The following is a 12,587-nucleotide window of genomic DNA, read 5'->3' as shown; positions in this document are numbered from 1 at the left end:
GCGTGTCCCGCGGGCGCTATTCCTTGGAAACCGGCCCCACGAAGTTGGTGTCGAAGCTCGGGCCGAGCGCGAAACCCTTGAGGTTCTTGCGCAAGCCAGCCACTTCCAGTTGCTGGTGGATGAGGACGAAGGGGCTGGTGTCGAGTACCTTCTTCTCGAGGTCCTGGTACAGCGCGGCGCGCTTGGCCGAGTCCTTCTCCAGCAGAGCCGCTTCGGTCTGCTTGGTCAGGTCCGGAATGTCCCAGGCGTTGCGCCAGGCCAGTGTGTGCGACTTGCCGGCATCCGAATTGTCCGGGTTCGAGGCGAAGGTCTGGGCGTTGGAATTCGGATCGAAATAGTCCTGTCCCCACTGGCCGATATAGATGTCGTGGTTGCGGGCGCGATACTTGGTCAGCGTCTGCTTGCCGTCGCCGGGGATGATCTCCAGCTTGATGCCGGCCTGTCCGAGCGTCTGCTGGATCGATTCCGCCATGCCCGTGGTCGGTTGGCCGGTACGCACATCCATGGTCACGCTGAAGCCGTCTGGCAGACCTGCCTTCGCCAGCAGTTCCTTGGCCTTGGCGACGTCGAGCTTGAAGGGGTTTTCGTCGAGAGCGCCAAGATCGCCCTTGGGCAGGAAGGTCTGGTGGATCTCGCCGATGCCCTTGAGGATGGTCGAGCTCAGCGCGTCATAGTCGACCAGATATTTGAAGGCCTGGCGAACCTCGGGCTTGGCCAGGTTCGGGTTCTTCTGGTTGAGGCTGATGTAGAAGACCGTGCCCTTCGGCGCGCTGTTGGTGGTGAGATCGGCCTTCTTGGCAATGGCGTCGAGGTCGTTCGGTTCGAGATTGCGGGCAACGTCGATGTCGCCGGCCTCGAGCGCCAGGCGCTGCGCCGAGCTTTCCTTCATGTTGCGATAGATGACGCGGGCGAGCTTGGCCTTTTCGCCGTGATAATTGTCATTGCGCTCCATGACGACGGCTTCGTTGGCGCGCCATTCACGCAGCTTGTAGGCGCCGGAACCGGCATAGCCGGTCTTCAGCCAGGCGTTGCCGAAGTCATTGTCCCATTTGTAGTCGGCGGTGGGCGCGGCCTTGACGACGTGCTCTTTGACCAGCTTGCTATCGACGACCGATGCGACGGTCGCCGACAGGCAGTTCAGCACGAAGCTCGGCGCATAGGCCTTGTCGACGGTAAACTGGAAGGTGGTGTTGTCGACGGCCTTGGCCTTGTCGGCGACGTTGTCGCCGCTGATGCCGAACTGTTCGATGATGAAGGCTGGGCTCTTGTCCAGCTTGACAACGCGCTCGAACGAGTAGGCGACGTCGGCAGCCGTGATCGGATTGCCCGAGGCGAATTTCAGGCCGGGCTTGAGTTTGAAGGTGTAGGTCAGGCCGTCGTCGGAGACGGCCCAGCTTTCGGCAAGATCGGGCTTGACTTTGGAGGTGTCGCTGAGGTCGAGGCGAACCAGCAGATCATAGGTGTTGCCGGTGACTTCGGCGGTCGACAACTCGAACGCCTCGCCCGGATCCATGGAGATGATGTCGTCGATCGCGAAACCCTCGACCAGTGTGTCGGCGGGCGTGACCGCCCCGGCCGGCGCTCCGGCCAGAAGGAGAGCCGACATGGCCGCGCCCGCAAGCAGGATGCGGGATCGTAGAGCAAACTTTTCCATCATCATGGTGATTGTTCCCTGTTTTGTTGACCTGAGTTCCCGGCTCAGGATTGCGGTGTTCTTTTCGGGGCCGGCAACAGCCCCTCGACCACTTACCGTCGTGGTTTTTGTCCAATTGGTCAACAGCATATCCGGCGCTTCGGGGCAGGCGACGAGGATTTTACGCGACGGCTCATTCGACCGGAATGGCGGGCGGCGCGTCGACGCACACGCAGGCCAATCGGGGCTGGCAAACGGGACAAATCCCTTACTTTTTTGGGTTATTTCAGCGCGGCGACCAGGCCGGCGTCTGGAAAGCAGGTCGCAGGCTCGCCGTTCTTGGTCTGCCACTTGCCAATCGAGCGTCGGGTCTTGAAGCCCGGCAGGCCGTCGGCGCTGCCAACGTCATAGCCTTTGGCTTCCAGCGCCCGTTGCAGGGCGGCGATGTCGGAACGGTGGAGATCGCCGACCGGCCCCCAGCTGCCGGAAAAATTCTGATCGCCATGGGCAATCCCGTCAGCGCCGTGGCCGATGAACAGCGCGTAAAGGTCGCTGGTGTTGTATTCCTTGAGCACATAGAAATTGGGGGTGGCGATGAAGGCCGGGCCGCTGCGACCGGCCGGCATCAGCAGGAAACCCTCCGCCTTCAATTCGCTCGCCGGAAACGGCTTTCCATCGACACGTTTGATGCCCATGGCGGCCCATTGCGAGATCTTCTTGCCCTGGTCCGGCCCTTCCAGCGAGCAGGAGACGCTCTCTGGCACCGTCACCTCGAAACCCCAGCCGCGTCCCCGCACCCAGCCATAGTGGACGAGATAGTTGGCGATCGAGGCGAGCACGTCGGGCGTCGAATTCCAGATGTCGGGTCTGCCATCGCCGTCGAAATCCACGGCATGCTTGAGGAAAGAGGTCGGCATGAATTGCGGCTGGCCGAGCGCACCGGCCCAGGATGACTTCATGGCGTTGACCGGGGCCAGGCCGCGCTGGACGATTTCCAGCGCCGCAAGCAGCTCGGTGCGGAAGAAGTCCTTCTTGGTCGACATGAACGCGTCGGTGCCCAGCACCTCGAAAGCGTCGTAAGGCATCTTGGCGGCGCCGAAGCCGGTCTCGCGGCCCCAGATCGCCAGCACGATCTCCCCCGGCACGCCATAGCGTTTCTCGATCAGCCCAAGCACTCTTGAATTGGCGCTCTCGCGTGTGCGCCCGCCCAAGGTGACGGCGCGGACGATCTTCTCGGCGAAATAGTTGGCAGGCGCACCGAACTCGGCCTGATGCTGCTTCTGCGGCGTCGCAGGCTTTTCGCCGGGCATGACGAGGTCCGGCAGCTTGAGGTTCGGCTTCACGCCGAGGAAGACAGCGTCGAAGGTTTTTTTCGAGATGCCTTTGGACTTGGCTTCGGGCCAGAGGTCGGTTTGGAGCCAGGCCTGGAACTGGTCGTCGACGTATGCGGCGGAGGCGGGGAGAGCAAGGAACAGCCCAACGAGTGCGGCCAGAAAGAATACAAAGCTGAATCTGCGATGGACGCGCTCTATGGCGCCCCCCTCTGTCCTGCCGGACATCTCCCCCTCAAGGGGGGAGATCAGACGTCGCCACCGCTTTCGCCAACTATCAAAATCCACAGGAATGGGCTGCCCGCGAATCTGCCAATCTCTCCCCTTGAGGGGGAGATGTTCGGCAGGACAGAGGGGGGTACTTGGCACAGGTGTCGAAGGATTTGTGACGGCCATTGCGCGCACTTCCTGCCAATCTTGTCAAAACGCCGTCCGCGAGCGCAGCGCGGCGGCCAGCGTGCCTTCGTCGAGATAGTCGAGCTCGCCGCCGACCGGCACGCCATGCGCCAGCCGCGTCACCTTGATGTCGAAGCCGGAGAGTTGGTCGGTGAGGTAGTGCGCGGTGGTCTGGCCCTCCACCGTCGCGTTGACGGCGAGGATGATTTCCTTCACATCGCCGCCGGCGACACGATCGACCAGCGAGCGGATGTTGAGCTGATCGGGACCGATGCCGTCGAGCGGGGACAGCGTGCCGCCGAGCACATGGTAGCGCACGTTCATCGCCGCCGCCCGCTCCAGCGCCCAGAGATCCGAGACGTCCTCGACAACGATGAGGGTGGCGGCATCACGGCGCGGGTCGGTGCAGATCATGCAAGGGTCCGACGTATCGACATTGCCGCAGGTGGAGCAGATGCGCACCTTGTCGGCCGCCTCGCCCATGGCGGCGGCGAGCGGCGACAGGAGTTGCTCCTTCTTCTTGATCAGATGAAGGGCGGCACGCCTGGCCGAACGGGGACCAAGCCCCGGCACCTTGGCCAGGAGCTGGATCAGGCGTTCGATCTCGGGACCGGCGATTCGCTTCGACATCGCTCTGATCTAGGATTTTTCAGAGCGCTTTGAAACAGCCCGCATCCGCGCATGACCTGCCATTGCGGGTCGGGACGCGGATCAATTCTCTTCGAGCGGCCGACCCTGGCTGACGATCATCGCGCCGATGGCATCGGTGTTCTCAGGCGTCGACTGGAATCCCATCGCCGCTTCCTGCGGCGCGCTCTGGACCGAGGAGATGACCCTTGTGTTCAAAACGCCGCCGAAACGGGCGGCATCCGGCTCTTCCATCGGCTCCTGCATCGCCACCAGTGTCGGCTTCACCGCAACGCGCGCGGACTTTGCCGCCGGCGCCACGGCGGCGGTCACATAGGTCTGCTGCGCGGGTATGGCGGTTGCCTGGGTCGAGCGCGCGGTGGTTACGCCAGCCTGCTTGGCCGGATCGGCATGGACAATCGTCCTGACCACCGGTTCCGCGGATGCCATAAGCACGGGCGCCGCAGGCGCGCGCTGCTGCTGTTCAACCGAGGCCACCATCGGCTCATCGGGCAGCGGCTGCCAGTCGCGGCCGCGCTTTTCGTAGAAGGCATTGCCGCCGGCGACCATGGTGTAATGCATGTTGTTGTAGGGGAAGCGCAGGCCGGCGGTGTGGAAATACATCGTGTTCTTGAGCTTGGCCTTGCGCTCGCCCTTGAGCACGGCGTCGGCGGCTTCTTCGACATCGGGCATCGCCCGCGAGTTCATCTGCCTGGTCATGACACCTGGCGCGAACTGCCCGGGCTCGCCCACCACTTCGCAGATGGTGTTGCCGTGCTGGCCGGAGCGCAGCCGGTTCATGACGACGGTGCCGACGGCGATCATGCCGTCACGGCTCGAGCGGTTGGATTCGAAGAACATCGCCCTTTCCAGGCATTCCTTGTCCTTCGGCGTGTGGCTGTAAGACCGCGAGCTCAGGAAACTCGGCGTGATGGCGTCGGTCAGGCTGGCAACGGACATGCCGTGCGACGTGGTCTGACTGCAAGCGGCCAAGAACAGGGGAGACGTAACGACGCCGAGCAACAGCGGCGCCTTCCATCGCATGGCAATCAACAGGTAACCCTCTCACTTCGATGCCCGCCCCCCAGGCTGCGGCAAGAATGAGACACTTTCGGGCAAAATGATGGCTAAAACGTTATTAATGAAGCACTGTTGCCAAATTGGCACAATTTCGTGGCTTTCCAGATAGATCGAGCCATCATTTCATAAATGCGATGACCGCCCTCTCTTGGTTTCGCCGCAATTCCGGACGGAAAACCGCCTCACGCTTTTCCGGAATCGCTTTTATCGCCCCGCCGCAATCGCGGCCGGTTGCCCCGGCTCGACCTCCTCGACTTTCTCCGAAAACAGGCCACGCCTGAGGAACAGCGCCCGCGCATCCCTGGCCGTCGGCGCGATCTTTCCCGGCCAGTCGCTGTCGATGAACTCGGCCTTGGTGAAATCGGGATTTGTTTCGGAAGCCGCCTCGAGGAATTCGGCGATCTCCAGCACGATCGCGCGCTCCCCCCTCGAAAGCGCCGATCTGCCGGCCTCGATCGACGGGCGGTGCACGAAATCCTCGAACAGATTGAAGTAGCCCTTGATGCCGACAATATCGACGCCGGCATCGCAATCGGCCAGGATTTCCAGGATCTCATAGATCCTGTTGCGGATACGCTGCTCGATCAGTCGTTCGGACGGCTCGTCGATCATGGGCTCATCGCCGCCGAAGGCTAGAAGGGCAGTTTCATTCCCGGCGGGATCGGCAGGCCGGCGGTCAGCGCCTTGGTCTTTTCCTGCATGATCTGCTCGACCTTGGCCTTGGCGTCATTGTGGGCGGCGAGAATCAGATCCTCGAGGATCTCGACCTCGTCCTCCTTGAACAGAGACGGGTCGATCTTCAGCGACTTCATCTCGAACTTTCCGCTCAGCGTCACGCTGACCAGGCCGCCGCCGGCCTGGCCGACGGATTCGACCGTGGCGATCTCATCCTGCATGGCCTGGAACTTGGCCTGCATTTCCTTCGCCTTGCCCATCAGGCCGAGAAGATCTTTCATGGTCCGATCCTTGTCTTGATTTGTCAGGTCTCGTCGTCATCTGCCGGCGGTTCAACCGGCACTTCGGCCTCGGTCTCGTCGACCTCCGGCGCGTCGGGAATGCGCACGTCGATGATCTTGGCGCCGGGAAAGCGCGCCAAGATAGCGGCGACGGTCGGATCGCTCCTGGCATCGAGGAAGGCGTTTTCGCGCTTTGTCGATTCCATCTCGGCCAGCGTCTGGCCACCTTCTTCCTTCGACAGCGACACCAGCCAGTTGCGGCCGGTCCAGGCGCGCAGCTTCGTCGTCAGGTCGTTGAGCAGCATCTTGGGCGCGTCGCTGGTCAGGCCGACATCGATGCGGCCGGGCTCGATGCGCACGAGACGAATGCAGCTCTTGAGCAGCACCTTGAAGGCGATGTCGCGCTGCGCATCGGCAAGGGCGATAATGTCGGCCAGCGATTTCAACGGTACCGGCAGCGTCTCCGGCGCCGGCTGCGGAGGCGCGACGAAGGCGGTCGGAGCCGGCGTGGCCTCGACCAGCCGCATGGTCTGCGCGCCGCCCGATCCGCCAGGCATGCGCGTCTGGGCCACCGCACTGGCCCCGCTGCCGCCGCCATTGCCGGGGCTGGCGGGCGCTCCGTTTGGGCGCGGCGCACCGTTTTGAACCGGTGCTCCCCCTTCGAGCGATCGCAACGCCTCGTCCAGCGTCGGCAGGTCGGCGGCGTGCGCCAGACGGATCAGCACCATTTCGGCGGCGCTGACGGGCCGGTTGGAGGACTGCACTTCGGGAATGCCCTTGAGCAGCATCTGCCAGGTCCGCGACAGCACCCTGACCGACAGCGCCCTGGCGAAATCGGCGCCACGCTGGCGTTCGTCCTGCGACAGCGATGCGTCGTCCATGGCGGTCGGCACGAAACGCAGCCTCGTGACGAGGTGGTTGAATTCGGCAAGATCGGTCAGCACGGCAGCCGGGTCGGCGCCGGTGTCGTATTGGGCGCGGAATTCGCCAAGTGCGGCCGCCACATCACCTTTCATCACATGTTCGAACAGATCGACGATGCGGGCGCGGTCGGCCAGGCCGAGCATGGCGCGCACGGCCTCGGCGCTGACGGAGCCGGCGCCATGGGCGATCGCCTGGTCGAGGATGGAGAGCGAATCGCGGGCCGAACCCTCGGCGGCGCGCGCGATCATCGCCAGCGCGTCGTCGTCGACCGAAATGCCTTCCTTGGCCGCGATCGAGGAGAGATGCGCGACCAGCGCACCGGCATCGATGCGCCTCAGATCAAACCGCTGGCAGCGCGACAGGACGGTGATCGGAACCTTGCGGATCTCGGTGGTGGCGAAGATGAATTTGACGTGCGGCGGCGGTTCTTCCAGCGTCTTCAACAGGCCGTTGAAGGCCTGCGTGGACAGCATGTGCACTTCGTCGATGATGTAGACCTTGTAGCGAGCCGAAACCGGGGCGTAGCGCACGCGCTCGATGATGTCCCTGATGTCGTCGATGCCGGTGTGCGAGGCTGCGTCCATCTCGATGACGTCGACATGGCGGCCTTCCATGATCGCCTGGCAATGCTCGCCGGGCACCGAAAGGTCGACCGAAGGCTGGTCCACTGTTGATGTCTTGTAGTTCAAGGCGCGGGCCAGGATACGCGCCGTCGTGGTCTTGCCGACACCGCGTACGCCGGTCAGCATCCAGGCCTGCGCAATGCGGCCGGTGGCAAAGGCGTTGGTGAGGGTGCGCACCATCGGCTCCTGGCCGACCAGCTCCGAAAAATTCGACGGACGGTATTTGCGCGCCAGCACGCGATAGGCGCCCGCCTTGTCCGCTCCCGAATTTCCGGCTTCGCTCATTCGCCCGTAAAGCTCCAAGGACCGCCTTTGAACGCGGCCGATTCCTGCGCATAGTTTCGCCCGCTCGGCTTGGCGCCGTCAATGTCGCGGGAGAAAGGCGAAGAGGCGGGAGGCTGGAACAATGACCCGTTCCGGGCTCGTTAGGGCTGCTTCCTTCCGGACCTGACCCGGTTGGCGAGTGGATCGTCCACCACCAACCTCCCGCTGTCCATATCGGCAATTGCGCGATGAAATGCAAGTGCGCATGAGATTTGACGCACCAAACCGTGAGGAAAACAATGATTCGCTTGCGGCCCCCGTGCCAGCGCTCTAGCGTCCACGAGTTCGAGGAAAGCAAGAAAAGTAAGGGAAACGCCGATGTTGCCGGGCCTGAAGGCCGGATTCACGCTGGACGCCCGGCTGGAGGCGGACAGCGAGCAGTTGATGTGGCTTGGGCTGTGCGAATTGCGGATCATGAACGATCGCCGCTGGCCATGGCTGGTTCTGGTGCCGCAAAGGCCGGGTGCGGAGGAGACCCACGACATGACGCCACTCGACCAGGCGATGCTGACCTTCGAGACCAACATGGTGGCACAGGCCCTGAAGAAGGTGACCGGCTGCACCAAGATCAACACCGGCGCGCTCGGAAACATCGTGCGCCAGCTGCACATCCATGTCATTGCACGGTCTGAAGGCGATCCCGGCTGGCCCGGCCCGGTGTGGGGCCACGGCCTGCGCGAGCCGTATCAACGGTCCGATCTGCGCCGGTTTGCCGAAACGATAAGGGCGGCGCTATAAGCCTTTCCCGTGTCCATCCCAGAGCACCAGAGTCCCCATGAGCTTCCGCCTGTTTGACGCGCCGATGCGCGAGCCGAGCCAGTTTGTCGGCTTTGCCGGCAACACGATCGACCGGCAATCCGAGAAACGCGCCGACGATTCGGTCGACGAGGCTCTCGCGGATCCGACGGCGCGGCTGCTTTTGATGAATGGTGGCCGGCTGTATCTGAAATCCGGCAATGGCAGCGGTTTTGATCTCTGGTTCAGCGTCGCCGAAAGCCAGCCTTTCACGCCCTTCTTCGACCAAAGCGTGCTGCTCGGTTTTTCCGGACAGGGACCGGTGCTTGCCGTACCGGCGGGCATCGACGACGAACAGCTGCCCGAGACAGTCAAGGCGATCGACTACCGGTCGGTCTATATGCAAGGGCTGATCGACGAAGCCGCGGCCGGGGCAATGGCGCAAGGAGCCGCCCTGCTCGCCTGGCATGCCAGCCATCGCTTCTGCAGCAAATGCGGCACCCAATCGCAGATGCGGGCGGGCGGCTACAAACGGCATTGCCCGAATTGCGGCACCGAGCATTTCCCGCGCACCGACCCGGTGGCGATCATGCTGACGGCGACGCGGGAGAAATGCCTGCTCGGGCGTGGCCGGCACTTCGCTCCGGGCATGTATTCGGCCCTTGCCGGGTTCATCGAGCCGGGCGAGACGATCGAGGCGGCGGTGCGCCGCGAAACGCTGGAGGAGGCCGGCATCCGGCTCGGCCGCGTCGTCTATCATGCCAGCCAGCCTTGGCCGTTCCCCTATTCACTGATGATCGGCTGTTTCGGCGAGCCGCTCAACGAAGACATCCAGGCCGATCTCAACGAGCTGGAAGACTGCCGCTGGTTCTTGCGCGACGAAGTGCGCTCGATGCTCGCCCGGGAGCATCCTGGCAACCTGATCACGCCGCCGAAAGGAGCCATCGCGCATCACCTCATCCGCGCCTGGGTCGACAGCGCATAGCGAATACTGAAAGTCATTGCAGGAGAGGCAAATGATCCGCCACACCGTCGTCTTCACGCTGAAGCATGCGCCGCACTCGCTGGAGGAAAAGTGCTTTCTGGTCGACGCCAGGAAAATCCTCTCGGCGATCCGGGGCGTCACCGATTTCGAACAGTTGCGGCAGGTGAGCCCCAAGAATGACTATCGGTTCGGCTTCTCGATGGAGTTCGCCGACCAGGCCGCCTACACCAGATACAACGATCATCCCGACCATGTCGCCTTCGTGCGTGACCGCTGGGTGCCGGAGGTCGAGAAATTTCTCGAGATCGACTACGTGCCACTGGGCGCGGTGATTTAATCGGCCACTTTCCACTGCTCGCGCGACTGGCTGGCCGGATAGACACCCAGAATGCGCACCTCGCGTGAAAAGAAGCGAAGCTCGTCCAGCGCCAGCTTGACCAGCGGATCGTCGGGATGGCCCTCGATGTCGGCATAGAACAGCGTCGCCGTGAATGCGCCCAGTTGGTAACTCTCCAGCTTGGTCATGTTGATGCCGTTGGTGGCGAAGCCACCCATCGCCTTGTAAAGCGCGGCCGGCACGTTGCGGACGCGGAACATGAAGGTCGTCATCATCCTGACGTCGGGTGACGGGCGCTCGGCCCACTGCTTGTTCTTGGTCAGGACGACGAAGCGGGTGACGTTGGAATCGGTGTCCTCGACATTCTCCTCGATGATATCGAGCCCGTAGAGCGTCGCCGCCAGCGCCGGCGAAAGCGCGGCCATGGTGCGGTCCTTGACCTCGGAGACCATCTTGGCGGCGCCCGCCGTGTCGCCAGCGACGACCGCCTTCCAGCCGTTTTTGCGGATGTATTTGCGGCACTGGCCAAGCGCGTGGATGTGGCTGTGCACGGTCTTGATCTCGTCGCGTTTGACGCCGGGCAGCACCATCAGCTGGAAATGGATCGGCAGGAAATATTCGCCGACGATGTGAAGCCTCGATTCCGGCAGCAGGTGATGGATGTCGGCAACGCGCCCGGCGATGGTGTTCTCGATCGGGATCATGGCGAGATCGGCCTTGCCGGTCTCGACCGCGTTGAACGCGTCCTCGAAGGTCGGGCACGGCAACGGCTCCATCGAGGGATAGACGTTGCGGCAGGCGGTGTCGGAATTGGCGCCCGGCTCGCCCTGGAAGGATATTCTGTTGGTCATTTCAGGCATGCCCAGATCTCGATTCACAGTGTCTCTGTTCGGAGGGATCAGTTTGAAAGGACGGTTCGGGCGCGCTCAAGGTCTTGCGGCGTGTCGACGCCAAGCGGCAGCGACTGGACGACCTCGGCGTCGATACGCATGCCGGCTTCCAGCGCCCGCAACTGCTCCAGCCGCTCGCGGCGCTCGAGCGGCGACGGCTTCAGTGACACGAAGCGCTCAAGCGCGGAACGCCGATAGGCGTAGAGGCCGATATGGTGATAAAGCGGCCCCTCGCCCCATGGCGCGGTGGCACGGGTGAAATACAGCGCCCTTAGCCTCGTGGCGGACAGAGGCGAACCGACGACCTTGACGACGTTGGAATTGGTCTTTTCCTCCTCGCGTACGATCTCGACGCAGAGCGTGGCGATATCCACGGCCGCGTCCTCGAAAGGCCAAAGCGAGGCGGCGATGATGCTGGGATCGATGGTCGGCAGGTCGCCCTGCACATTGACGATCGTTTCGACCTCGCGCCGGGGATCAAGCTCGACCAGCGCCTCGTGGATGCGATCGGAGCCGGATTCGTGATCGACGCGTGTCATCACGGCCTCGAAACCATGCGCGCGCACCGCTTCGGCGACACTTCGCGTGTCGGTCGCTACCACCACGCGGCCAAGGCTGGCCTCGGCCGCGCGGCGGGCGACATGGACGATCATCGGGGCGCCGGCGATATCGGCCAGCGGCTTGCCCGGCAGGCGGGTCGAGGCCATGCGGGCCGGTATCAGGATCAAGGTGGACATCGCTATGGCAAGGCGTTCGAAAAGAGGAGGGGAAAAGTGGCAAAAGGTCTCACTGGAAGCGCCCTTATAGGTGTTGCAACGCCCGAGCAAAAGACCTAGTTTCCGCGCGATTTGACCGGCTCCGGAGGGCGGGTCTCGATACCGACGGACGGAGTGGACGGATCAGTCCGCCGGAAAAGGGAGCAAGGGGCGTATGGATTCCAACGAAGTCAACAAACTGCTCGCCGGATTGCTCGGAACCATTTTCGTCGTCTTCTCGGTCGGCCTGGTCTCGGACGCGCTGTTTGCCTCGCCGGCTCCGGAAAAGCCAGGCTTCGCCATCGAGGCCGCCGAGCCCACCGAAGGCGGCGCTGCCGCCCCGGCCGCGGAGGCCAAGCCAATCGCCGACCTGCTGCAGAACGCCAATGTCGAGGCGGGCGCTGCCGTCTTCAAGAAATGCCAGGCCTGCCATTCCGGCGAAAAAGGCGGGCCGAACAAGGTCGGCCCCGATCTGTGGGACGTCGTCGACCGTCCGGTCGCCGAACATGAAGGCTTCGCCTATTCGGCCGGCATGAAGGAATTCTCCAAGGGCGGCACCGAGAAGTGGACCTACGACAACATCAACCACTTCATCACCTCGCCGAAGAAATTCGTGAAGGGCACGGCGATGGGTTTCGCCGGCCTGCCCAAGGACGAGGACCGCGCCAACGTCATCGCCTATCTGCGCACGCTGTCGGACAATCCCAAGCCGCTGCCGGCGCCGGGTGCCGCCGCGGACGCTTCCGCGCCCGCCAAGCCAGCCAGCGGAGCCGCTCCGGCAAAGCCGGCTGATGGCGCCGCACCGGCCAAGCCGGCTGATGGCGCCGCACCGGCCAAGCCGGCCGCTCCCGCGGCACCTGCACCGGCAGCACCGGCGCCTGCCAAATAACCAAAATATCATCTCATGATCTTGAAAAAGCCGGGTTCAGCCCGGCTTTTTCGTTGAGATAACACCGGGTGCGGCGACAGAGCCGGGCGATTGCGGTTTTCA

13 protein-coding genes and 1 other RNA gene are annotated in these 12,587 nt (G+C 63.3%); 4 read left to right on the top strand and 10 right to left on the bottom strand.

Translation table 11 applies throughout. The features are described 5' to 3' along the window. Positions 1 to 16: 16 nt before the first annotated feature. The 8 genes from FJW03_RS27730 to ffs all read right to left on the bottom strand — a co-directional run bounded on the left by FJW03_RS27730 (position 17) and on the right by ffs (position 8,057). A complete protein-coding gene (locus FJW03_RS27730) occupies positions 17 to 1,660 on the bottom strand; it encodes an ABC transporter substrate-binding protein (RefSeq protein WP_140607808.1) in 1,644 nt (547 codons plus the stop codon). A gap of 254 nt (positions 1,661 to 1,914) precedes the next feature. Continuing rightward, positions 1,915 to 3,192 (bottom strand): lytic murein transglycosylase, encoded by a 1,278-nt coding sequence (locus tag FJW03_RS27725; protein ID WP_140765076.1) that lies wholly within the window; start codon positions 3,190 to 3,192, stop codon positions 1,915 to 1,917. Between the two features lie 192 nt (positions 3,193 to 3,384). Next, the gene (recR, locus tag FJW03_RS27720) at positions 3,385 to 3,990 is read right to left on the bottom strand and encodes a recombination mediator RecR (RefSeq protein ID WP_140607812.1); all 606 of its coding nucleotides are present in this window, start codon (positions 3,988 to 3,990) and stop codon (positions 3,385 to 3,387) included. An 81-nt stretch (positions 3,991 to 4,071) separates the two neighbouring features. After that, positions 4,072 to 5,040, bottom strand: a complete 969-nt coding sequence (locus FJW03_RS27715) for a cell wall hydrolase (RefSeq protein WP_140765078.1) — start codon at positions 5,038 to 5,040, stop codon at positions 4,072 to 4,074. A gap of 231 nt (positions 5,041 to 5,271) precedes the next feature. After that, positions 5,272 to 5,679, bottom strand: coding sequence for a hypothetical protein (locus FJW03_RS27710; protein ID WP_140607816.1), 408 nt, complete (start codon positions 5,677 to 5,679; stop codon positions 5,272 to 5,274). A gap of 20 nt (positions 5,680 to 5,699) precedes the next feature. Next, positions 5,700 to 6,023, bottom strand: coding sequence for a YbaB/EbfC family nucleoid-associated protein (locus FJW03_RS27705; protein WP_019863040.1), 324 nt, complete (start codon positions 6,021 to 6,023; stop codon positions 5,700 to 5,702). 23 nt (positions 6,024 to 6,046) lie between these two features. Next, the gene (locus FJW03_RS27700; RefSeq protein ID WP_140765080.1) at positions 6,047 to 7,855 is read right to left on the bottom strand and encodes a DNA polymerase III subunit gamma/tau; all 1,809 of its coding nucleotides are present in this window, start codon (positions 7,853 to 7,855) and stop codon (positions 6,047 to 6,049) included. Positions 7,856 to 7,960: 105 nt separating this feature from the next. Next, positions 7,961 to 8,057, bottom strand: an RNA gene (gene ffs, locus FJW03_RS27695) — signal recognition particle sRNA small type. A 155-nt stretch (positions 8,058 to 8,212) separates the two neighbouring features. Between ffs and FJW03_RS27690 the strand changes: the two genes are divergently transcribed. From FJW03_RS27690 to FJW03_RS27680, 3 genes are read left to right on the top strand one after another with little or no spacing between them, the layout of a single operon-like run. Next, entirely contained in the window at positions 8,213 to 8,632 is a 420-nt protein-coding gene (locus FJW03_RS27690) for an HIT domain-containing protein (RefSeq protein ID WP_140765082.1), read from the top strand. A gap of 37 nt (positions 8,633 to 8,669) precedes the next feature. After that, complete coding sequence (gene nudC, locus FJW03_RS27685) at positions 8,670 to 9,614, top strand: NAD(+) diphosphatase (RefSeq protein ID WP_140765084.1); 945 nt, start codon at positions 8,670 to 8,672, stop codon at positions 9,612 to 9,614. Positions 9,615 to 9,645: 31 nt separating this feature from the next. Next, positions 9,646 to 9,951: a Dabb family protein gene (locus tag FJW03_RS27680; RefSeq protein WP_140613266.1), complete on the top strand. Its 306-nt coding sequence runs from the start codon at positions 9,646 to 9,648 to the stop codon at positions 9,949 to 9,951. Here the strand turns inward: FJW03_RS27680 and FJW03_RS27675 are convergent. After that, positions 9,948 to 10,811, bottom strand: a complete 864-nt coding sequence (locus FJW03_RS27675; protein ID WP_140765086.1) for a prephenate dehydratase — start codon at positions 10,809 to 10,811, stop codon at positions 9,948 to 9,950. The two genes, FJW03_RS27680 and FJW03_RS27675, sit on opposite strands and share 4 nt — an antisense overlap. Before the next feature lie 38 nt (positions 10,812 to 10,849). Then, positions 10,850 to 11,578: a 3-deoxy-manno-octulosonate cytidylyltransferase gene (locus FJW03_RS27670; RefSeq protein WP_140765088.1), complete on the bottom strand. Its 729-nt coding sequence runs from the start codon at positions 11,576 to 11,578 to the stop codon at positions 10,850 to 10,852. A 193-nt stretch (positions 11,579 to 11,771) separates the two neighbouring features. Here FJW03_RS27670 and FJW03_RS27665 point away from each other — a divergent pair, with 193 nt between their 5' ends. After that, a complete protein-coding gene (locus tag FJW03_RS27665) occupies positions 11,772 to 12,485 on the top strand; it encodes a c-type cytochrome (protein WP_140765090.1) in 714 nt (237 codons plus the stop codon). Positions 12,486 to 12,587: the final 102 nt, after the last annotated feature.

It is taken from the genome of Mesorhizobium sp. B4-1-4 (assembly GCF_006439395.2).
In the GTDB taxonomy this organism is placed as follows: Bacteria; Pseudomonadota; Alphaproteobacteria; order Rhizobiales; family Rhizobiaceae; genus Mesorhizobium.
This window is presented reverse-complemented; position numbering and strand designations above follow the sequence as displayed.